The following is a 19971-nucleotide window of genomic DNA, read 5'->3' as shown; positions in this document are numbered from 1 at the left end:
CAATCGCCGTCCGGTGTCTCAGCGGGTGGGGACCGGGCGGTCGTAGACGTTCTTCGGGGTGACGATTTCCGTGATGGCCCGGGCGACCAGCGAGGACGGCTCCTTGCCCTCGTAGGTGATGTCGGTGTTGAGCATGACGACCAACGTGGCCTTCTTCGACGGCAGATAGACGGTCACGGTCTCGTAGCCGGGAATCGAGCCGTTGTGGCCGATCCAGCCGCCGGACTCGAAGATGCCGAGGCCGTAGCTCGTACCGGGATAGCCGGTCGGCAGCGTCTTGAGCCGCTCCGCCTGGGTCTTTGGGCTGAGCAGCTCGCCGGTGGCGACGATCTTCGCCCAGCGCCGCAGATCGTGCAGGTCCGAGATCATCGCGCCGGCCGCCCAGGCCCAACTGGGGTTCCAGTCCGTGGAGTCGGCGACCTCGCCGCTGAGCGTCTGGTTGGTGTACCCGCGCGGGTGCGGTTCGGGGAACTCGGCGCCTTCGGGGAACAACGTCCGGTGCAGGTGGGCCGGGCGGAGCACCCGCTTGTGGATGACGTCCTCGAGGCGGTGACCGGTGACCTTCTCGATCACCAGGCCGAGGAGGACGAAGTTGCTGTTGTTGTACTCGAAGACCTTCCCCGGCGCGGCGGTGTTCTTGTGCTTGAAGCCGTACGCGAGCAGCTCCTCCGGGGTGAACGTGCGGCTCGGGTCGCTCAGCAGGTCGTGCTCGAAGTCGGCGTCGGAGCTGTAGGGGAACAGACCGCTGCGCATCTCGGCCAGATGTCTCAGGGTGATCCGGTGGCCGCCCGGCACGCCGTGGACGTAATCGGAGATCGGGTCGTCCAGCCCGACGCGGCCGTCGTCGACGAGCTCGAGCAGGGCGGTGGCCGTGAAGGTCTTGGTCTCGCTGCCGATCCGGATGTACTTGTCGGTGGTCATCGGCTCGCCGGTGTCCTTGTCGGCGACCCCGGTCGCGCGGACGTAGCTTCCCTTGCCGGGCATCCACAGGCCGACGGCGACGCCGGGGATGGCGGCCTGCCGGCGGACCTTCTCGATGGCGGCGTCCAGCCTGGCGGTCAGTTTGTGCCCGAGCCCCGGCGGGTGCTCGCCACCCTCGTCGTGCCGGCCGACGGCCGCCGCGTTGTCGGCCGTAGCGGGAATCGCTGCCATCGGTGCCAGTACGGACGCCACGAGCAGAGCTGCGGCGAGGACACGGCGGGAGGGGGTACGTCGCATGGTCGGGGCGCCTCTTTCAGGCCAGGGGCAGAGGCGGCAACGTCACCATCCGGCCCCTGGTGGAGGGCTCTTTCGGGCACGTGTTCCGGTGAAGTCCACTCGTTCGGAGCCACGCGGTTCCGTGAGGCGTCGCCGGCCCGAAGCGGGCGCGCCCCCGGACACGTCCGGCGCCGGCAGGGCCCCGTGGAGCGGGGTCCGTACCGGCGGCGGACGGCGGCGGACGGGACGGTGAACTTCTTGGCCCGGTCCGACCAAGGTGTGCGGGTCAGGCCGGTGACGTGACCGTCGAGGCCGCCCGGTCCTGGTCTCGTACGACGTGCCGGCGTCGGGAGGGCAGGAACACGGGGTGGGCGACGCCCCAGGCCGCGCCTTTGCAGATCAGCTCCTTGTAGAGGGCGGCGAACCGTCCGGTCAGGGCCGCTCGGACGGCGCGGTCGTCGGCGGTGACGTACTGGATCAGGCCTTCCCTGCGGCCCAGCGAGATGCACTGGTTGAAGTAGCGGATCGGCATGCTGGGGAGCTTCCCGCCGGTCAGGCGTGCCGCGATGGCGTCGGCGGCCTGCCAGGCGGCGGGGGTGCCCGAGGCGCACGACATCCGCAGCGGCTTGTCGCCCGGCCCCATCGCCAGGGCGGCGTCGCCGACGGCGTACACGTCCGGGTGCGAGACCGAGCGCATGGTCCCGTCGACCACGATCCGGCCCGTACCGGTGACCTCCAGGGCGGTCGCCGCCGCGATCGGGTGGACGGCGAAGCCCGTGGTCCACACGGTGACCGCCGCCGGGATGGACGTGCCGTCGGCGGTGACCAGGCGGTCGGCCTCCACCCCGGTGACGGCGGCGTGCTCGTGCACGGTGATGCCGAGCCGGCCGAAGACCTTCCGCAGGTGCCGGGTGCCCTTGGGCGAGAGCCAGTCGCCGAGGCCGGCGCGGGCGGCAAGGGCGACGTCGAGGTCCGGGCGGGCCTCGGCGATCTCGGTCACCGCCTCCACGCCGGTGAGGCCTGCGCCGACCACGACCACGGGCTGTCCGGCGTCCAGGCGGGCCAGGCGCTCACGCAGCCGGAGCGCTCCGGGACGACTCGCGATCTCGTGGGCGTGCTCGGTGGTGCCGGGGACGCCCTGGTCGTTCCAGCCGCTGCCGAGGGCGTACACGAGGGTGTCGTACTCCAGCTCGTGCTCCGGCTCGTGCCCCGGCTCGTGCTCCGGCCCGTCGGGGCCGTTCACGTCGGTGACGGTGACGGTCCTGCGGTCGACGTCGATGCCGGTGACCTTCGCCTGCTTCAGTGCGACGCCGGTGCCCGCGAACATCTCGGCGAGGGGCCTTGGTTCGAGGTCCTGGCCGGTCGCGAGCTGGTGCATCCGGACCCGCTCGACGAAGTCGGGCTCGGCGTTGACGAGAGTGATGGCGACGTCTTCGCGGTACAGCCGCCTGGCGAGGCGTCCCGCGGCGATGGCGCCGGTGTATCCGGCGCCGAGGACGACGATGCGGTGCTGCATTTCGTGGCTCCTGTCGTAAACGGATTCGCCACTTGAACCGGGCGGCCCGCCGTTTCCTGACAGGAGCCCGATGTGAAGCACCTCACATCGGGCTCGGCAGGGTCAGAAGGCGATGAACAGGGGGTCGCCGTGGTCGGTGGCCGCCCACTGTCGCGTCGCGCGTTCGAGCTTGTCGGGGTTGACCTGGTTGCGGAACGCGGAGACGCCCTCGGCGGTGATCTCCGGGCACATGACGCCGATGACCCGGCCGTCGACGACCACCACGACGGCGGGCTCGCCGTTGGCGGTCGTGACGTAGAGCTCGGGCGAGCCACCGGCGATGGCGCGCTTGGCCTTGCTGGGCTTGAACAGGCCCCGCATGAACGTCGCGACCGCGAGAGCGCCCTCGAACGGCTTGGCGCGGGCCGGAATCTTCCCGCCGCCGTCGCCGACCGAGACGGCGTCCTTGGTGAGCATCTGCACGAGCAGATCCGTCTGCCCGCTGGTGGCGGCCGCGAGGAACTCCTCGACGATCCGCCGGGCCGCGCCCTCGTCGATGTCGCTGCGGGCCCTGCCGTCCGCGACGTGCTTCCTGGCGCGGTGGAAGATCTGCTGGCTGGCGGTCTCGGTGATATCGAGGATCTCGGCGGTCTCCCGGTGCGAGTAGCCGAAGGCCTCCCGCAGCACGTACACCGCCCGCTCGTTCGGGGACAGGCGCTCCAGGAGGACGAGGACCGCGTACGACACCGACTCACGCTGTTCGGCGGTGTCGGCCGGGCCGAGCATCGGGTCCCCGCCGAGCAGCGGCTCGGGCAGCCACTGGCCCACGTAGGTCTCGCGCCGGACGCGGGCGGAGGTGAGCTGGTTGAGGCACAGGTTCGTGAGCACCTTCGTCAGCCACGCCTCGGGGACCTCGATGCGACCGACCTCGGCGCCCTGCCACCGCAGGAACGTCTCCTGCACGGCGTCCTCGGCCTCACTCGCCGAGCCGAGAAGCCGATAGGCGATGGCCTCCAGCCGGCTCCTGGACCCCTCGAACAGCTCGACGTCCCGTGCGGTCAGCGCCATGACGGGGAGTGTAGTTCGCGGGACACGCGACGCCGGGCTGCGGGACCGGGAAAGGCGGGTGGCCCCTGGCGAAGTGCGCCAGGGGCCACCCGGGTCGGGCGGTGGTGTCGTGGGGCCTACTCGTAGCCGAGGACCTTGAAGTCCTTGGTGACGAAGACGTGGTGGGGCCAGTTGACGCTGATGTTGTGGACCTCGTAGACGCCGCTGCTCAGTTCCACGACGCGGTTGTTGATGCCGCCGGGGACGACGGCCTGGGCGGCCTTCGTCGCCTTGTCGGCCACCGTTCCGCTGAGGATCGTGCCCTCTCCCTCGGTGTAGTCGGGGATCGTGCCGACCGACTTGTCCGGGGACGGCGTCCCCTGCTGGAACGGGATCACTCCGGCCGCCTCGGCGGCCGCGGCTCCGCCGTCGCCGCCGGGCTGCACCTCGACCTGCGTGGCCGCGATGGTCGCGCTGGAGACCGTTCCCAGGACGAGGACGCTCGCGCCCTTCTTCACGGCGTGCTCCGTCGCGCGGTGGGTCCCCTTCTTGTAGGTGGTCGAGGACGCCTCGGTGACGGTCACCTCCACACCCGTCGCCGTCTTGAAGGTGAAGCCCGACGCGGACGTCGCGTCGACGATGCCGGTCGCGCCGCCGGCGGACGGATCCGCCACGGGGCCGCCACCGGCGGGGACACTGGCGGTCGCGGTCGGCGTGGCCGCGTCCGCGGTGGACGATCCGGACGACGAGACCGCCATCGCGGACGTGCTGGTGAGTCCGGCCACCGCGCACGTCAGCCCGGCGGCCACGATCAGCCCGCCCTTCTTCTTCGAGAGCAGCCGTCGTACGCCGCTCGACCGGTGCGTGCGCACGGCCGTCGTCGCCGGGGCGGACCCGGCCGGCGTGTGGTCTGTCGGGTCGTAGTCATACATAGCGGCTCCTCATCGCTCGACCAGCTGATCACTCGGTCAACTGCGCTGAGCTTGCTGCCCGTTGATACGAGGATGCTGTGTGCCACCTGAAGAACTCCTGGCAAAGTGCGGGGGCCGCCCGATTCAGCCGAGGTACCCGAGCTCGGTGTCCGGCCGGCAGTGCGGACACGCGTCGACCCCGTCGGCGAGCGCGCGCAGCGCCTGGTCACGCCCGACACCACGGCACCGCTTCTTCGCGCTCCAGCAGCCGCCGACATGGACGTACACGGGCGCCCGGCCGCTGAGGCCCTGCTCGATCAGCCAGTCCGGCACCGCCGGCCGCGCCTCGGCCCCGCGCCGCCGCTCGGCCTCGCGCCGCTCCTCGGCCGCGATCCACCGGTCGATCTGGGCGATCTTGTCCCTCGCCTGCTGCACGGCGACACGGCGCGCGAAGTGCAGCAGCTCCAGCTTGGACGGAGGGCGCTCGTTCACGGGTGGGTGTGTCCTGTCTGAGCCTTCGGGTGCGCGGCGGATACCGGATGCCGGCCGGTGCCGCCCGACCTTGCGGGGCAGGCGGCCGGATATCAGCCGGCGGTGTCCGCTCGCGCGAGGCGGCGCAGTTCCATCCGTACGGCCGGGGTCCAGGTCTCGGCCGTCCAGTACGGATGTGTCATCAGTGCTCGTGAGAGCAGGAGCAGGCGCCGCCGCAGGGCCGTCCGGCCGGGCTGGCCGGCGAGCTGCCCGTACGTGGCGTTCCACTCCCGCTGGGCACGGACGAGGTCGGAGGGGATGGGGTGGCTCATGGCCAAATTCAATCACTTGTTCGATTTATTGTGCCACCCGCCACTCCCGTCGGCGCTGCTGGCACGTTCGTCCCGTGTCGGCGGACCTTGAGCGTGTCTCCTCGAAGGCCGGTCACCAGCCCTTCGCGCCACCGAAGGCTGATCACCCCAGGTCGGTCCACTGGGCGATCAGTGTGTGCCTGAGCTTGTCGGTTCCCCTGGCTAGGGTGATCGCCTCGGTGGGCCGGACGGAGGGTCCACCTGTGCCTGTAAGGGGGCGCCATGGATGGCGGCATTCAATGGCTCGCGGATCAGGACGACTGGCGGCACGCCGTCGTCTTCGCGCGCGGCATCGCGCCGGAGGAGCTGGGGCTGCGGATGGGGGGCGTGCCGGGATCCGTCGTGTCACCGATCACGGGCACCGAGGCATGGCACATGGTCCTGGACCTGGCGACGGATGACGACGACGTCGTGCGGGTCGGCGCGTGCGGCGGCTGGTCGTTCGCCGTTGAGTACGGGGTGGGCGACGGGGGTCAGGGGCCGGCCGAGATCTCCCGAAACGGTGTGGAGGCGATCCGTCTGGATCCTTCCCCGGACCATCCGCCGGCGATGTTCTCCTACGCGAGGGACGGCGAGGGCGTCTGTGTTTTCGGAATCGGCGAAGAAGTCTGGCGCTGGGGGACCCAGCCGGACCTGCTGTTGCCGGAGCTGATCGCGGCCGGCGTGTTGTACCCCGACGGCGAGTACGCACGATCGGAGGACGAGCCCTACCGTGACCGGGACCGCCACACCTTGTCGCTCATAGAGGCGCGGTTCGGTCTCTCCCTTCCTCGCGACGAAGTGGAGGAACAGCGTCTGCCGGCCTTCATCATCCGCTGAACGACAGCCCCCGGACGTGGCCGGCCGGCCCGGCGTCTGCCTCAGGCGGCCGGGTGCCGGGCCGGCGTCCGCAGTCTGCGGGCGAGCAGGCCGAGCAGCGAGGCGTTGACCAGCCCGGCCAGGACCGTGGCGGCGGAGAAGATCAACGGGGTCAGCCAGTCGAGCGAGGAGTACCAGTCGAGTATCGGCGTCAGAAGAGCGACGATGCTGAACGGCGCCGTGGCCAGGATCGGCCAGATCCCGGCGAACCCCGGGTCCGGCGCCAGGTACTCGGCGTACAGGAAGACCCCCAGCGACGCCGCGACCACCGCGAGGTAACCGCGCGAGAGCCAGTTGTCCACCGCGGGCGCCAGCAGGGCCCGGGTTCTCTCCAGTCGGGGACGTGCGGAACGCGCCATGTGCGTGCCTTCCTTCGTGTTCGGAGTGGTGCGAGATGCGGGTGGGGCATGGGGAGGCCGGAGGGCCTCGGCGCGGGCGGGGCTCACGCGCGGGCGGCGCGGTGGTCGCGGACGCCGTGGGCGAGGGCGCCGAGCACCGCGGCGTTGACGAGGGCGCTCAGCAGGAGCCAGCCGGCCCAGAAGGCGGTGGCGAGCACCTCGGCCGCCCCGCCGCCCTCGGTGCCGGGCCCGAAGGGGAGAACCATGGCAACGGCGGAGAGAGGCGCCGTGAGCAGCAGGTGGCCCGCGGCATAGCCGCTCTCCGGGAGGAGGTACGCGGCCGGGACGGAGGCGGCGAAGACCGCCAGATAGCCCCGGGCGGGCCAGTTGTCCGTGGCGAGCGCAAGCAGCTGACGCAGGCGCGGGAAACGGCGCGAGCGAGAGGCGTTCGGCATCGCGGGTCCCTTCGGTCGGTCCGTGTGCGGTGGTCTCCACGGTGGCCTGCAAGGCGCGCTCAGGCATGAGTACGGGTACTCATCGGCCAGGGCGGGAGGACCTACCACGCTGTTCACTCAACCGAGCGCGCGTGAGCACGTCGCGCGTCGTACGGAGGTGCCCGCGGTGAACTCCCTGTGGGACTGAGAGACTTCGGTGTGAACTCTTTGCGGGGGCGGGGGCGGGGGCCGGTGCGGGCGCGGGTGTCGCGGTGGATGCGGGTCCGGGGCGGGTGGTGCGCGGTCGTCGCCTCGGTGTTTCTGGTCGCCGCTTGTTCGTCCGGCGGCGGTGGCGAGAAGGCCACCGGTTCGTCGCCGTCCGCGCCGCCGGACGGCTCTCGTACGGCGCCGAGCGTCTCGGCCACGGCGCCGACGCTCTCCGAGGAGCAGCTCGTCCAGCAGGCGCAGGCGGCGCTCGACGCCGTTCACACCGGCAGGATGGTCGAGGCCGGCGCGGAGCGGGTGACCGACGGCATTCACACCGAGCCGGGCCTGAGCGAAGGCAAGAGCTATCAGCTCAGCCTGGTGTGCTTCGGGAGCGGCAGCGCGCGGTTGGCGTTCACTCCGGCGCGCGGCGGCACCCGTACCACCGTGCCCTGCGACCAGTCGTTGGTACGGCAGCGGATCACCGGGCGTCGGACGCTGCGCATCGATGTCGACGGCACCAAGGGGTCAACCGGCGTCATCGCCTGGCGTGTTGACGCCCTCTGACCGGACGGGCGGGAGCGGCCGGCGCGCTCAGGCAGCCCATTCGTCGGCGAGGAGGCCGAGGACGACCAGGTCCGTGAAGGCGCCGTACACCCAGGCGGCGCGCCGCAGCGTGCCCTCCACGGTGAAGCCGGCGCTCGTCGCCGCCGCGATCATCGGGGCGTTGTCCGCCAGCGTCTCCACCTGGAGACGCTGCAGGCCGCGTACCGCGAACCCGTACTCGCACAGCACGCGGACGAGGTCCGAGCCGAGCCCGCGGCCCCGGAAGGCGGGCAGCAGGGAGACCCCCAGGTGTGCCGCCCGGCTGTGCGTGTCAATGCCCCACAGAGTGGCCGATCCGGCCAGTTCCTGCGAGGCGAGTTCCACCACCGAGAACGGTGCCGCGGTGTCCGACGGCTCTCCGATGGCGAACGGCGAGTGGGAGGAGCCCGGCGGTATCGGCCGCCACGGCCGGTCGTCCGTGCGCGAACGGGCCGCCACGTCGTCGTACAACTCCGCGTGGAGCAGGGGGACATCCGTCTCGTGCCGGGCGCGCAGCCCGGTCTTCTCGCCGCGTATCACCTGGCAATGGGTATCGCAGGCGCGCCGGGCCGATCAACCGAAATTCCACCGGCCGCGCCACCGAGGCCGGCCGCGCCACCGAGGCCGGCCGCGGCGCCGACGTCGGCCGCCCCACCGTTTCCGCCGACGTCTCCGCACTCAGTCGATCACCCGGTGCACCGCATGTTCAGCCATGGGGAGCGGTCCCCTGCAGCGTGGCGCGGAGCCCTGGGCGGAGTCGGTCCGCGCCCTCAGCCGAAGGCGGTGACGAGGTCCGGGGTGTCGGCGACCAGTTCCCGGGTGCAGTCGCGAATGAGGCTGTGGAAGGAGAAGCGGGCCGGGGTGTCCTCGCGGATGAGGTTGTTCTCTATCAGTACGTCGAAGCAGCGCTCGGCGTCGCCACGGGTCAGTCCGGTGATGGCGGCCGCGTGATCGATGTCGAAGGACGGCGACGGATTCAGGCTGATGAGCCGGCTGAACCGCCGCTGGGACGGGTTCAGATGCTGGTACGACGTGCGCAGCATGGACATCAGGTCGCGGTCGGCGGTCTCCAGGCAGCGCACCCGCTCGGGAGTGCTCGCCAGCCGGTCGACGAGGTCGACGACCGACCAGGACGGGCGGCCGCGCAGCCGGGTCGCGGCGATCCGGATCGCGAGGGGCAGATGACCGCACAGCTCCACGGCCTTCGCGATCTGCTCGGGATCGCGGGCGGCCCGCTGCTCGCCGATGATCCGGCTGAACAGCGCGACGGCGTCGTCGTGCGGCAGCACATCCAGCCACAGCGGCAACGAGCCGTCCAGCGCGGTGAGTTTGCGGCGGCTGGTCACCAGCACCACCGCGTTCCCGGTGCCGGGGAGCAGCGGGGTGATCTGAGCGGTGTCCGCTGCGTCGTCCAGGACCACCAGGCAGCGCCGGCCCGCGAGGCGCGACCGCCACAGGGCGCTGCGCTCCTCCAGGCTGTCGGGGATCGCGCCCGGATCGAGCCCGCTGGCCTGCAGCAGGGTGCCGAGGGCCTGCTCGGGTGGCAGTGGTGGCCGGGTCGCACTGAACCCGTGCAGACCGATGAAGTACTGGCCGTCCGGGCAGCTCGCCGCGACCCGGTGGGCGACGCGGACCGCGAGGGTCGTCTTGCCCACCCCGCCCATCCCGTCGATCGCGATCATCAGCGGTGATCCGCCCGGCTCCTGCGCTGCCACGCTCAGCAGGGAGTCCAGCTCGGCGGACCGGCCGGTGAAGTCCGTCAGGTCGTGGGGCAGGTAGTTCCGGTGGATTTCCGGGGCCGGGGTGGCGGCGGAGACCTCGCGGCGGGCGGCCGAGTGCGGGGAGCGCTGCGCCGCCGTGTCGTTCGCGGTGAGGTCGGCGCCCCCGGACCCATGGACGTTCGGGGAGTCGGCGAGGATCTCCGCGTGCAGGGAGCGCAGTTGGGGACTGGGCTCCAGGCCGAGCTCCTCCGCCAGGTGGCGCCTGGCCTCGTCGTAGACCGCGAGGGCGTCGGCCTGCCGCCCGCTGCGGTAGAGGGCGATCATCAGGCTGCCGCGCAGGGATTCCCGCAGCGGGTACTCCGCGGTCAGGCCGTGCAACTCCCCCACGAGCGCGCTGTATTCGCCGGCCCGCAGCCGCAGCGCCATCAGGTCCTCGATGGCGGTCAGCCGCTGCTCGTTGAACCTCATCGCGGCGCCGGCGACCGCCGGGCAGTGGATGCCGGCGAAGGCGTCACCGCGCCAGAGGTCGAGCGCCGACTGCAGGAGGCCGATCGCCTCGGCGGACCGGCCCTCCCGCTCCGCCGTCTTGGCGGCCCGCACCCGGGCGGCGAAGCGGTGTGCGTCGACGGCGTCCTCGGGGACGACGAGCCGGTATCCGACGTCCACCGTGACGAGACTGCACTCGTCGGCGGCGGACAGGATGCGGCGCAGGTCGCGGATCGCGTTGTGGACCTGTGGACGGGCCGACGGCGGCGGGTCCTCCCACAGTTCGTCCACCAACGCGTCCACCGGAACGACCCGGTTGGCGTTGAGGAGCAGCAGAGCCAGGAGCCGCTGCTGCCGCATCCCCCGGACGCGGATCAGTTCGCCCGACTCACGCGTCTCAAGAGAACCCAGTACCAGGAATTCCATCTCGTTCGTCCCCCGCTTGCATCAACTCAATTCAGCGTCCCTGTCCAGGAGCCGGGTGCCTGCGCGGCACCCGGCCGTTCGGCTTCGCTGTCGCCGCCCCGCCGCTGTCCGGCCGGGTCCGTGGAATTCACGGACCCCAGGTGACGTCCCCGTCCGGGGCGTCACCCGCGGTGGTCCGCAGGTCAGCATCGGAAATCGGCGAGAGGTGCACCGGGGAATCCGTGACGGCGACCGTCATCGTCATTCCACCCAGAGCGATCAGTACGGCTGCGACCATTCTCGAAGCACGAGTGCCCATCATTGTTTCCCCCTGTTGTTACCAGCCGGAATCCCGGGTGTCCCCCCTGGGCTTCGCGGCTGTGTTCGTTCCTGCCGATGGCTCCACTCTGGTCGAACTCAAGGCCGGATGGAACAGAAGAAGGCTGGACGGAACATGCAGTGTCCTAAGCCGTCCACCCCCTCCCGGCCGCCTGTCCGATCCGCCGGGCAGCCCTGTGACCTGCCCTTTCCTGCGGCTCTACGGCCATGGCGACCGCGTCCGCATCCGGTCACGACGGTCGCGTACGCGTTCGGTCACGGCCGCGTCCGCTTCCGGTCACGACGTGCCCCACCACGGTCCGGGCATCAGCACGGCCTCGGCGGTGACAATGCGGTAACCGCGCAGATCGGGATGGTCCGAGACCGCCCGGTCGACCAATCGCGCGGCGCTTTCCTCGGCCTCGGCGAGACGTGCGGCGACGAGGAAAAGGCCCAGGGTCACGTCCCCCGCCGCATCGAGGTGGACGGAGACGTGTTCGAGTCCGGCCGCCTCCTCCGCGTAAAGGGCGATGGTCTCGGCGAGGCCGGGCGACGGCGTCTTGTCGCCGGGTGCCCGAAGGCGCACGTGAATGAGGTACATGAACTCATCTTCGGCGCCCGCATTCGAGCGTGAACCGGCTCGCGCCGGACGCTTTGTGCCATGTCATAAAGCGTCCAGATCGATTTCGAGCCGGAGGGCCTAAATTGATCAGGATGCGTGGAATAAGTTGATCAAGGTACGGGGCTCACGGAATGGGCCGTCGTGTCGGCCGAAGTCCGCGCCGTCGCCGGGAGCCCCGCGGCGGCCGGGGCCGGCACCGCCCCCGGAACCGGAACCGGTCTCACTTGCGTCCCGCCGACATCAGGAGTTCAAGGTCAGTAAGCTCAAGGCCGGTAACTTCAAGCCAAGTGACCTGATGGCGTGTACCGGGGGGAATCGCATCATGTTGGACATTCTGGGACTCGATATAGAGGCAGAAGCCATATACCGGGGGATGTTGAGCAATCCGCAGGACGGTGTGGCGGCGCTCGCGGACCGGCTGGGTCTGACCGAGGAACGCGTCCGCACGGGCCTGGACCGGCTCAGTGAACTGGCCCTGGTCCAGCCGTCCGCCCGGGAGGGCAGCGGGTTCCGCGCCGTGGGTCCGGAGACCGCGATGGAGGTGCTGCTCGCCCGCCAGCAGGCCGACCTGGCAGCCCAGCAGATGCGGGTGGAGGCCTCCCGCGCCGCGGCGGCCCAGCTGATCGCCGAGTGCTCGACCCTGCGGCCACGCGCGCTGGACAACGCCTCCGAGCAGCTGATCGGCCCGGAGGCGATCCGTGAACGGCTGGCGGAACTGGCCGCCTCCGCCCAGACCGAGGTCACCACCTTCGCGCCCGGTGGCGCGCACTCCGCCGAGGACCTCCGGGCCAGCCGCGGCCCCAACTCCGCCCTCCTCGAACGCGGAGTGCGGATGCGGACCATCTACCTGGACAGCGTGCGCAACCACCAGCCCACGCTCGACCACGTCACCTGGCTGCACGGCCACGGCGGGCAGGTCCGTACCGTGCCCGACCTGCCCATCCGCATGATCATTTTCGACCGGAGCCAGGCCCTGCTGCCCATCGACACCGACGACGCGCGGGCCGGCGGTGTGGTGCTGCGCGGTGCCGGGACGGTCGCCGCGCTGTGCGCCCTGTTCGAGAGCGTGTGGAGCACCGCGCTCCCGCTCGGCAGCCTTCCGCAGTGCGACGCCAAGGGCATGCCGCCGCAGGAACGCGCCGTACTGCGGATGCTCGCCCAGGGCTACACCGACGAGGCCATCGCCAAGCGCCTGGGCGTCTCGCCTCGTACGGCCCGGCGCATCGCCGCCAACCTGATGGAACGGCTGGACGCCCGCAGCCGCTTCGAGGCCGGGGTGCACGCCGTCCAGGACGGCTGGCTCCCCTCCTCGCGCTGACCGCGGGCGCCCGGATGCGCCGTTACGCGCTCGCACCCGCGAGGCGCGCTTCCCGGCGGTCCGCCGCGAGCAGGGCGAGTGCGGGGATCAGCGTGAACGCGTAGACCCCGAGGACCCAGCCGAAGGAGTGGGCGAAGGCGCCCGGCACCAGGCCGTGGCGCTGGTGCGCCGCGTCCTCCAGCACCACGGTCACCGCGGCGATGGCGACGGCGCCGCCGATGCGCTGGATCAGGTTGAGCTGGGAGGAGGCGTCGGCGATGGACTCGGGGCGGATCGACTGGAACGCCCGGGTCATGGCGGGCACGATGGTCAGCCCCGTGCCCAGGCCCCGCACCACGAGGCTGGCGCAGATCAGCGCGTACGGCGTGTCCGACGACAGGCCGGTCAGGGGCACCGTCGCCAGCATGGTCAGCGTGATGCCGACGACGATGGTGCCGCCACCGCCCAGCCGCTTCATCAGGACCCGGCACAGCCAGGCGGCGGTGACGACGCCGACGCCTCCCGTGGACATCAGCAGGCCGGTCGTCACGGGCGTCTCACCGCGCGCGCTCTCGAAGTACAGCGGAATCAGCATCATCGGCGAGTAGAGGACGAAGCCCAGGCAGAACACGTTGACCACGGCCATCGCGTAGACGCGGTTGCCGAACAGACGCAGGTCGAGGAGCGGGAAGCGGGCGCGCAGTTCGCGTACGACGAACACGGTGCCGCTCGCCAGGGCCAGGCCCAGCGGCAGCAGCAGGGCCGGCTCCAGCGTGGGGCCGAGGTCGGTGAACTCCTTGATGGCCAGCACCGTGCTGACCGTGCAGACGACCGAGGTGAGCAGCCCGACCACGTCCAGCGGCTTGGCGTTCCGGCCGGCGGGGGTGTCCTTGCGTACCCGGCGCAGGGTGACGGCGAACAGGGCCGCGCACAGCGGGATGTTGATCGCGTACACCGCGGACCAGCCACCGGCCGAGACCAGGAGTCCGCCGATCGTCGGGCCGAGCAGCGGGCTGATCAGCATCACGCTGCCGTTCAACGCCTGGACCCGGCCGAGGTGTTCGCGCGGGACACCGCTGGTGAGCAGGATCGTCGACACGGGGGTGAGCACGCCGGCGGCGGCGCCGGACAGGCCGCGGGCGGCGATCAGTTCGGGCAGCGTCTGGCTGAAGGCACAGGCCGCCGAGCCGAGGGCGAACACCGCGATCGCGCCGGCGAAGACGCGCTTGACGCCGAACCGGGTGGCCAGCCAGCCGGTGGCCGGCATGGTGGCGGCCAGGGCGATCAGATAGGTGGTCACCACCCACTGGACCTGGCTGAGGGCGCCGAACCGGGCCGTCGTGTCCTCCAGGGACACGTTCACGATGGTGGTGTCGAGCAGCGCGAGGAATCCGCCGGTGATCGCCACGGCGATCGTGAAGGCGGTCGGTCCGGCGGACCCCTTGGGCGCGGCCTTTTCGGGAGCGGGCGCAGCGGGCGGTCCGGGGGGCTCCGGGCTCTGCGGCGGGCTCGGGGTGCCTGTGCTGGTTTCGTCGGTCATCGACATGGGTGGGCTTCCTTCGAAGTCAACAGTGGGTGGGACCGCGGACAGGGGGGTGAACCACGTCAGTCCGCTGCGAGGAGACCGCGGGCGATCTCGTCGAGGACCGCCTCGCTCGCCTCGCGCGCGCCGGGGCGTTCCCGGCAGGACAGGGTCAGTTCGGTCTCGTCGCCGATCTGGCAGGCGCTCAGGAACATCTCGGCGTAGGGCACGAGCATCGGAAGCGTGAAGAAGCCGGTGGGCCGGAACTGTCCGGTGCGGTAGTCGTCGGTGTCGATCCGGCCGTGGTCGGAGATGATCGCCGTACAGGGGAAGCGGGTGCCGTCCAGCTCCTGTGCCTCGCGCAGCGAGTTGGCGAAGGGGTTGCTGCGCAGGAAGTCGCGGTCGAGCGCGGCGACTTCGCGCTTGCGCAGCAGGGCGCCGACGATCTGGCCGTGCAGCCGCTTCCAGCTGTCCTCGCGGTGGAAGTCCAGCACCAGCTGCGAGGTGAGGTTCGCGGTGGAGCGCACCGAGCGGTCGTGGCGGCGCAGGTCCACCGGGATGATCAGCCGGCCCTCGTCGGTGGCCAGGTGCCGGGAGAGGGCGGCGGCCACCCGGGCGGTGACCGCCGACGGACTGGCCGGCACCCTGCGCCGGATCCACAGGGGGGTGCCGTCGGCCGGCCCGGCGCCGAGGATCGCGGGCAGCCCCCCGAGCCGGGCGGGCACGGGAGCCGGGCGCACGGTGCCGGCCGCGGTACGGAAGTGGGTGTCGTCGACCACGGAGCCGGCGCCGGCCGGCTGCTCGCCGCGCAGCACCCGGAACACGTCGGCGATCCACTGCCGCAGCCCCCGCCCGTCGGTGACGATGTGGCTCGCCCGCACCACCAGCCGGGTCAACGGCCCCTCGATGAGGCCGACTTCGCAGACCGGGCCGGTGACGACGTCGAGGTCGCGGTGGAAGAAGGGGGCGTCGAACCCCGCCGAGGCGGGCAGTTCGACGACCGGCGGCGGCGGACCGTCGGCGCGCCACGTGGCCGCCCGGCGCCGGACCGCCAGGCCCGGATTCGCGAGCGTGGCGACCCGCACCGCCTCCCGCAGGGCATCGGGGTCGATACGGCCCTCCCCCTCGACGACCATCTGGATCAGCTGCGGGGTGCCCGTCGCGGCGGCGTTCAGGTAGCCGCGCTCGATCTGGGAGATACGGCGGGCGTACGGCCGTCGGGCGGCCGGCGCCGTGGTGGTGGCCGCGGTGGTGGAGGCGGTGGTGGAGGCGGTGGTGGAGGCCGCCGCGGTCGCGGCCGGCTCCGCGGTCACGGTCGGCCCCGCGGTCACGGTCGGCCCCGCGGTCACGGTCGGCCCCGCGGTCGCGGTCGGCTCCGTGACAGGGGTCGGCTCCGTGGTGGCGGCCGGCCCCGCGGTCGCGGCATTCGTGCGTACGGCTGTCGCTGTCATGCCGGCTCCAGGGTCAGGACGTCGGTGCGGGTGGCGGGTTCGGTACGGCTCGGCTGCCACCACCACCGCACCGGGACGGCGGTGTCGGCGGCGAGGGCCAGGTGCATCGCGGGCCCGAGCGCGGCCGAACGCACCTGGTAGGAGGGGACGTTGGTGGGGCGCCAGCCCGGCTGCCAGGCGGGCAGCCGGACTCCGTCGAAGGTCTCCTTCGTCACGTGCGAGGCCTTGATGAGGGCCTCGCACTCGGCGAAGTCGCGGATGACGGCCGGCTCCGCCCGGCCGAGCAGGGTGCCGAGCCAGCGCATGGCGGCCGGCCGGTCCCGCTCGTCCTGCAGATCCACGCCCACCCGGGGGCCGCTCGACAGGACCACGGCGCTGAACTCGTCGCAGTGCGCCACCGAGACGGTCAGGCCGTACGCCGGGACGCGCCAGCGCTTGTGCTCGTCCCGGGCGAGGTCGCGGGCGGTGACCTCGACCCCGTACACCTCCGCGAGCGCCTCGATGATCAGCGAGCGGCCGGAGCCGTTGAGGCGGTGGCCCATGCGGTCCCTCGGGAGGTGCGGATGCCGGGTGACCAGGCAGTCGATGTGCCCCTGCCCGGCGGTGGTGCCCCGGGACCCCCCGCCGGCCCCGGCGGCCTCGACGTCGAACGCCGTACGCGCGGGACGCACCGCCTCGACGTCGAACGCCGACCGCGCCTGCCGCGTCGGACGAGGAGACAGCGGGCGGACCGGCCGGTGCGACGCCGGGTCGGCCGGGTGGCGCACCGCCGGGTCGGCCGGGTGGCGCACCGCCGGATCCATCACGAGAGCCAGCAGGCCGCCCATCACGCCCCCGTGTCGAAAACTGCCGCCGCGTAGCTGCCGCCGTAGGCGAAGCTGGACAGCAGCAGCGGTCCGCCCGGGGCCGCGCCACTGAGCGCGGCGACCAGACCCAGTGCCCCGGCGCTGCCGTAGGTCTCCCCGATCAGCGCCTTCGGTGTCACGAGCGGACGGTCGGCGAGACCGGCCAGGCCCAGGGCCCGGCGCTGTGCGTGGTCGACCAGGCTGTAGCCGGAGGCGGCCGACACGACGGTGCCGATCTCGTCCGGGGCGGTCCCGGCCTCGGCCATCGCGCCGCGCAGGGCACGGGCCCAGGCCTCGCCGTCGCGGCCGATACGGCCGATGCCGACCGATTCGCCGGAGGCGCCGTATCCCTTGACGGTGGCGAGGGCGTGCGCGCCGCGGGCCGCGGCCGACGCCTCGCTCTCCAGCAGGATCGCGGCCGCCCCCTCGCTGAGCACCATTCCGGTACGGCCGCCCGGGACCACCCGCGTGGACCGCGCGTAGCCGGGGAGGCCCGCCTGCGTGGCGAGGGCCTGCTCCGGGAACTCGTCGGCGATCACGACCATGATCCGGTCGGCCGCGCCGCGGGCGATGACCCGGGCCGCGAGCTGCAGCGCCAGGACCGAACTGGTGCCGCCGTTGGCGATGGTGGCGGTGTAGCCGCGGTAGCGGTGCAGCATGGCCACGTGTCCGGCGGCCGCGTTCACCACCGTGTTGGCGAACAGCGAGGGGTTGGCGCCGGTGATGCCCTGCTCCAGGACGCCCTTGTGGAACTGGAGGACCGAGGTCACCGGCCCGTAGCCGGTGGCGAACACGATGCCGGTGCCCTCGGCCTCGGCGCGTGAGGGCTTGCCGTGCCGGGCGTACAGGTCGCCGACGGCCGCGGCGGCCAGCAGGCTGAGCGGGTCCATCCGGCGGGCGCGGCTCGGATTGATGCCCCGGGACGCGGACTTGACGTCCACCCGGCCGATCGGGACCTCGCCGACGCCCTCGACGTGTTCGAGGCCGGTGAAGCAGGGGCGGCCGTCCGCCAGGGCGGCGATGAGCTGCTCGGTGTTGCCGGCCGAGCCCGCCAGGCCGGCCGCGCCGGTGACGACGACACCGTGCACCGACTCGGTACGGCGCGGCGCCGAACCCGGCCGGCCCGGCCGGTTGAGGACCACGGAGGCGTTGTTCCCGCCGAAGGCGAACGAGTTCGACACCACCACCTCGGGGTCGGCCCTGCGCCCGTCGTCCGGGACGACGTCCAGGCCGAACGGCTGCGCCACACCACGGGTGTTGACGGTCGGCGGCAGGATGCCGCGGTCGATCGCCAGGGTGCTGACGACCGCCTCCACGGCCCCGGCGGCGCCGAGCGTGTGCCCGAGGATCGACTTCGTGGAGCTGGCCGGCGGGATCGACGAGCCGAACAGCAGCTTCAGCGCCTTGGGTTCGGAGGCGTCGTTGGCGGGCGTGCCGGTGCCGTGCAGGTTGAGGTAGTCGACGTCGTCCGGGACGAGGCCCGCCGTCTCCAGGGCCTGCGCCATGGCGGCGGCGGCTCCCTTGCCGCTCGGGTCGGGTGCGGTCTGGTGGTAGCCGTCGCAGGACAGGCCGTAGCCGCCGAGCTCCGCCAGGACCCGTACGCCGCGCTCGGCCGCCCGGTCCGCCGACTCCAGGACCATGAACCCGGCGCCCTCCCCGAGGGTGAGCCCGGTGGAGGCCGACATCGGTGAGCAGGGCTCGGGGTCGAGGGCGCCCAGGGCGCTGAAGCCGTACGCGGAGAGTTCGGCCAGCGGGTCGACGCCGCCGCAGATGACGTAGTCGACGTCCTCCTTCCACAGCAGCTCGGCCGCGTAGCCGAGTGCCACGGCGCTGGCGGCGCAGGCGTTGGAGAGGACCACGCGCGGTCCGCGCAGATCGAACTCGGCGGCGATGTAGTCACCCACGCAGGGCAGTTGGGACGCGGCCGCCTGTTCGGCGTCGAGCCGTCCCTCGTGCACCAGGCCCCGGTGGACGTTCTCCAGCGTGGGCATGGCGCCGAGACTGGAGCCCACCACGACCGCGACGCGGTCCCGGTCGACGGTGTCCAGGTCGAGCCCGCTGTTCCTGAGGGCCTCCCGGATCGCGGTGGCCGCCAGGCTGTAGCAGCGGTCGGGTTCCGTCGGCTGGGGGGCGGTGACCATGCCCGCCCAGTCGGTCAGCAGCTGTGAGGTGTCGAACTGGGTGTTGGTCCGGATGCCGGAGATGCCCGCCGAGATGGACGACCAGCCCTTCTCGACGTCGTCACCGGCACCGGTGATCAGTCCGAGGCCCGTGAGGGCGATGCGGGGAGTGGTCATCAGGAGATCCTCGTGGTGAGCGAACGGGCGATGACGCGGGGCAGGGTGACGGTGCGCAGCGGGCGGTCGGCGCCCTGCTCGTCCTGGGCGGAGAGTTCCAGGCCGGGGACCCAGAACGGGGCGTCCAGGAGGGCGAGGACGAGCTCCTCCTCCGGGTTCGCGGAGGGGGCCTGCCAGATGACGGTGCCGACCGGACGGCCGCCCGCGGTGACCTCGGAGCCGGCGGTGAACCGGCTGTCGGCCGGGGCGGCGAGCGCGGTCAGCCGGGCCGTCCCGGTGGTCGGCTTGACCAGGTGCTCCGAGCCCTGGAACTCACCGATCCGGTTCCAGTCGATCATCCAGGAGAGGTCCGACTGGTCCACCGTCAGACCGGCGAAACCGGACGCGTAGACGGCCATGCCGGCCTCGGCCTGGACGCGGGCCAGGCCCTCGGGGCCGACCGGCGCGCCGCCCTGCTCGGCGACCGCGGCGAGCACGGCCTCGTGGGCGGCGTCCGGGGCGTTGGAGATGAGGAGGTAGCCGTACTCGCCGGTGGTGCCGACGCGGGCCAGGTGGGCGAAGGCGGCCGGGTCGGCGGGCAGCGCCGACTCGGTGACGGCGTGCAGGGTCAGACCGGAGATGTCGAAGTCGACGAAGCGGGCCGCCACGGACCAGGCGATCGGGCCCTCGAAGGCGGTGGCGCCCCAGCCCTCGGGCTCGATCTCGACGGTGACGCCCTCGGGGACGTCCAGCTCGTCCAGGTAGCCGCGCAGGACGTCGGCGGTGACCTGGGTACGCGGCAGCAGCCAGGACTCCTCGCCGATCTCGAAGTGCAGCAGGACGGCGAACGGGGTGCCGTCGGCGTTCAGCGCCAGCGCCTCGCGGACGGTGTCCGGGTCGACGTACTCGCCGGACTTGGCCAGGAACTGGTCCAGCAGGGCGAGCCGGTCGTCACCGGAGAGCCGGACCAGCGGGGCGTCGACCCGGTAGGCGCCGACGGTGGTGCGGACGGTGGCGTAGTCGTCCTTCTCGGTACGGCTCGGGGCGATGGTCGTGGTGGTCATGATGTGCGGATTCCTTCCGGAAGTTCTGATGTGAGGAGCGAGTGCTCGGTGGT

Annotated in this window: 19 protein-coding genes; 3 read left to right on the top strand and 16 right to left on the bottom strand. The window is 72.2% G+C overall.

Annotation, left to right across the window (positions count from 1 at the left end):
* Window positions 1-18: 18 nt before the first annotated feature.
* The 6 genes from ACFVYF_RS06705 to ACFVYF_RS06680 all read right to left on the bottom strand — a co-directional run bounded on the left by ACFVYF_RS06705 (window position 19) and on the right by ACFVYF_RS06680 (window position 5453).
* Complete coding sequence (locus tag ACFVYF_RS06705; protein ID WP_389451755.1) at window positions 19-1218, bottom strand: serine hydrolase domain-containing protein; 1200 nt, start codon at window positions 1216-1218, stop codon at window positions 19-21.
* Between the two features lie 265 nt (window positions 1219-1483).
* Window positions 1484-2713: an NAD(P)/FAD-dependent oxidoreductase gene (locus ACFVYF_RS06700; RefSeq protein WP_389451752.1), complete on the bottom strand. Its 1230-nt coding sequence runs from the start codon at window positions 2711-2713 to the stop codon at window positions 1484-1486.
* Window positions 2714-2815: 102 nt separating this feature from the next.
* Entirely contained in the window at window positions 2816-3760 is a 945-nt protein-coding gene (gene sigJ / locus ACFVYF_RS06695; RefSeq protein ID WP_389451748.1) for an RNA polymerase sigma factor SigJ, read from the bottom strand.
* A gap of 116 nt (window positions 3761-3876) precedes the next feature.
* Window positions 3877-4671, bottom strand: coding sequence for a hypothetical protein (locus ACFVYF_RS06690; RefSeq protein ID WP_389451745.1), 795 nt, complete (start codon window positions 4669-4671; stop codon window positions 3877-3879).
* Window positions 4672-4794: 123 nt separating this feature from the next.
* The gene (locus ACFVYF_RS06685; protein ID WP_389451742.1) at window positions 4795-5142 is read right to left on the bottom strand and encodes a DUF6233 domain-containing protein; all 348 of its coding nucleotides are present in this window, start codon (window positions 5140-5142) and stop codon (window positions 4795-4797) included.
* A 92-nt stretch (window positions 5143-5234) separates the two neighbouring features.
* Window positions 5235-5453 (bottom strand): hypothetical protein, encoded by a 219-nt coding sequence (locus ACFVYF_RS06680; protein ID WP_389451739.1) that lies wholly within the window; start codon window positions 5451-5453, stop codon window positions 5235-5237.
* A 261-nt stretch (window positions 5454-5714) separates the two neighbouring features.
* Here ACFVYF_RS06680 and ACFVYF_RS06675 point away from each other — a divergent pair, with 261 nt between their 5' ends.
* Window positions 5715-6311, top strand: a complete 597-nt coding sequence (locus ACFVYF_RS06675) for a DUF6461 domain-containing protein (protein WP_389451737.1) — start codon at window positions 5715-5717, stop codon at window positions 6309-6311.
* 41 nt (window positions 6312-6352) lie between these two features.
* Here ACFVYF_RS06675 and ACFVYF_RS06670 read toward each other — a convergent pair whose 3' ends face one another.
* Together ACFVYF_RS06670 and ACFVYF_RS06665 are read right to left on the bottom strand one after the other, a co-directional pair.
* Window positions 6353-6709, bottom strand: a complete 357-nt coding sequence (locus tag ACFVYF_RS06670; RefSeq protein WP_389451734.1) for an SCO4225 family membrane protein — start codon at window positions 6707-6709, stop codon at window positions 6353-6355.
* Between the two features lie 83 nt (window positions 6710-6792).
* Window positions 6793-7143: an SCO4225 family membrane protein gene (locus ACFVYF_RS06665; protein ID WP_389451731.1), complete on the bottom strand. Its 351-nt coding sequence runs from the start codon at window positions 7141-7143 to the stop codon at window positions 6793-6795.
* A gap of 255 nt (window positions 7144-7398) precedes the next feature.
* Between ACFVYF_RS06665 and ACFVYF_RS06660 the strand changes: the two genes are divergently transcribed.
* Complete coding sequence (locus tag ACFVYF_RS06660; protein WP_389451728.1) at window positions 7399-7893, top strand: hypothetical protein; 495 nt, start codon at window positions 7399-7401, stop codon at window positions 7891-7893.
* Between the two features lie 27 nt (window positions 7894-7920).
* Here the strand turns inward: ACFVYF_RS06660 and ACFVYF_RS06655 are convergent, their stop codons facing one another.
* The 3 genes from ACFVYF_RS06655 to ACFVYF_RS06645 form a co-directional block, all read right to left on the bottom strand.
* Window positions 7921-8451: a GNAT family N-acetyltransferase gene (locus tag ACFVYF_RS06655; RefSeq protein WP_389451725.1), complete on the bottom strand. Its 531-nt coding sequence runs from the start codon at window positions 8449-8451 to the stop codon at window positions 7921-7923.
* A gap of 230 nt (window positions 8452-8681) precedes the next feature.
* A complete protein-coding gene (locus ACFVYF_RS06650) occupies window positions 8682-10544 on the bottom strand; it encodes a BTAD domain-containing putative transcriptional regulator (RefSeq protein WP_389451722.1) in 1863 nt (620 codons plus the stop codon).
* Between the two features lie 595 nt (window positions 10545-11139).
* Entirely contained in the window at window positions 11140-11442 is a 303-nt protein-coding gene (locus tag ACFVYF_RS06645) for a hypothetical protein (RefSeq protein WP_389451720.1), read from the bottom strand.
* Window positions 11443-11785: 343 nt separating this feature from the next.
* On the opposite strand from ACFVYF_RS06645, the gene ACFVYF_RS06640 reads away from it, so the two are divergent.
* Entirely contained in the window at window positions 11786-12781 is a 996-nt protein-coding gene (locus ACFVYF_RS06640) for a LuxR C-terminal-related transcriptional regulator (protein WP_389451717.1), read from the top strand.
* 22 nt (window positions 12782-12803) lie between these two features.
* On the opposite strand, the gene ACFVYF_RS06635 is transcribed toward ACFVYF_RS06640, so the two are convergent.
* From ACFVYF_RS06635 to ACFVYF_RS06615, 5 genes are read right to left on the bottom strand one after another with little or no spacing between them, the layout of a single operon-like run.
* Complete coding sequence (locus ACFVYF_RS06635) at window positions 12804-14306, bottom strand: DHA2 family efflux MFS transporter permease subunit (RefSeq protein ID WP_389451715.1); 1503 nt, start codon at window positions 14304-14306, stop codon at window positions 12804-12806.
* A 59-nt stretch (window positions 14307-14365) separates the two neighbouring features.
* Window positions 14366-15733, bottom strand: a complete 1368-nt coding sequence (locus ACFVYF_RS06630; protein ID WP_389451712.1) for a hypothetical protein — start codon at window positions 15731-15733, stop codon at window positions 14366-14368.
* Window positions 15730-16560: a hypothetical protein gene (locus tag ACFVYF_RS06625; RefSeq protein ID WP_389451710.1), complete on the bottom strand. Its 831-nt coding sequence runs from the start codon at window positions 16558-16560 to the stop codon at window positions 15730-15732. Before ACFVYF_RS06625 ends, ACFVYF_RS06630 begins: the two co-directional genes overlap by 4 nt.
* Complete coding sequence (locus tag ACFVYF_RS06620) at window positions 16560-18875, bottom strand: beta-ketoacyl synthase N-terminal-like domain-containing protein (RefSeq protein WP_389451707.1); 2316 nt, start codon at window positions 18873-18875, stop codon at window positions 16560-16562. The genes ACFVYF_RS06625 and ACFVYF_RS06620 overlap by 1 nt, the downstream gene beginning before the upstream one ends.
* Entirely contained in the window at window positions 18875-19918 is a 1044-nt protein-coding gene (locus ACFVYF_RS06615) for an aminomethyl transferase family protein (protein ID WP_389451704.1), read from the bottom strand. Before ACFVYF_RS06615 ends, ACFVYF_RS06620 begins: the two co-directional genes overlap by 1 nt.
* Window positions 19919-19971 lie beyond the last annotated feature (53 nt).

It is taken from the genome of Streptomyces sp. NPDC058274, from assembly GCF_042881375.1.
Lineage (GTDB): Bacteria > Actinomycetota > Actinomycetes > Streptomycetales > Streptomycetaceae > Streptomyces.
This window is presented reverse-complemented; position numbering and strand designations above follow the sequence as displayed.

Excerpts from the sequence above, each read along its gene's own strand:
- ACFVYF_RS06705 (WP_389451755.1), bottom strand. The coding sequence starts at position 1,218 with ATGCGACGTACCCCCTCCCGCCGTGTCCTCGCCGCAGCTCTGCTCGTG.
- ACFVYF_RS06700 (WP_389451752.1), bottom strand. The coding sequence starts at position 2,713 with ATGCAGCACCGCATCGTCGTCCTCGGCGCCGGATACACCGGCGCCATC.
- sigJ (WP_389451748.1), bottom strand. The coding sequence starts at position 3,760 with ATGGCGCTGACCGCACGGGACGTCGAGCTGTTCGAGGGGTCCAGGAGC.
- ACFVYF_RS06690 (WP_389451745.1), bottom strand. The coding sequence starts at position 4,671 with ATGTATGACTACGACCCGACAGACCACACGCCGGCCGGGTCCGCCCCG.
- ACFVYF_RS06680 (WP_389451739.1), bottom strand. The coding sequence starts at position 5,453 with ATGAGCCACCCCATCCCCTCCGACCTCGTCCGTGCCCAGCGGGAGTGG.
- ACFVYF_RS06675 (WP_389451737.1), top strand. The coding sequence starts at position 5,715 with ATGGATGGCGGCATTCAATGGCTCGCGGATCAGGACGACTGGCGGCAC.
- ACFVYF_RS06670 (WP_389451734.1), bottom strand. The coding sequence starts at position 6,709 with ATGGCGCGTTCCGCACGTCCCCGACTGGAGAGAACCCGGGCCCTGCTG.
- ACFVYF_RS06665 (WP_389451731.1), bottom strand. The coding sequence starts at position 7,143 with ATGCCGAACGCCTCTCGCTCGCGCCGTTTCCCGCGCCTGCGTCAGCTG.
- ACFVYF_RS06660 (WP_389451728.1), top strand. The coding sequence starts at position 7,399 with ATGCGGGTCCGGGGCGGGTGGTGCGCGGTCGTCGCCTCGGTGTTTCTG.
- ACFVYF_RS06650 (WP_389451722.1), bottom strand. The coding sequence starts at position 10,544 with ATGGAATTCCTGGTACTGGGTTCTCTTGAGACGCGTGAGTCGGGCGAA.
- ACFVYF_RS06645 (WP_389451720.1), bottom strand. The coding sequence starts at position 11,442 with ATGTACCTCATTCACGTGCGCCTTCGGGCACCCGGCGACAAGACGCCG.
- ACFVYF_RS06640 (WP_389451717.1), top strand. The coding sequence starts at position 11,786 with ATGTTGGACATTCTGGGACTCGATATAGAGGCAGAAGCCATATACCGG.
- ACFVYF_RS06635 (WP_389451715.1), bottom strand. The coding sequence starts at position 14,306 with ATGTCGATGACCGACGAAACCAGCACAGGCACCCCGAGCCCGCCGCAG.
- ACFVYF_RS06630 (WP_389451712.1), bottom strand. The coding sequence starts at position 15,733 with ATGACAGCGACAGCCGTACGCACGAATGCCGCGACCGCGGGGCCGGCC.
- ACFVYF_RS06625 (WP_389451710.1), bottom strand. The coding sequence starts at position 16,560 with ATGGGCGGCCTGCTGGCTCTCGTGATGGATCCGGCGGTGCGCCACCCG.
- ACFVYF_RS06620 (WP_389451707.1), bottom strand. The coding sequence starts at position 18,875 with ATGACCACTCCCCGCATCGCCCTCACGGGCCTCGGACTGATCACCGGT.
- ACFVYF_RS06615 (WP_389451704.1), bottom strand. The coding sequence starts at position 19,918 with ATGACCACCACGACCATCGCCCCGAGCCGTACCGAGAAGGACGACTAC.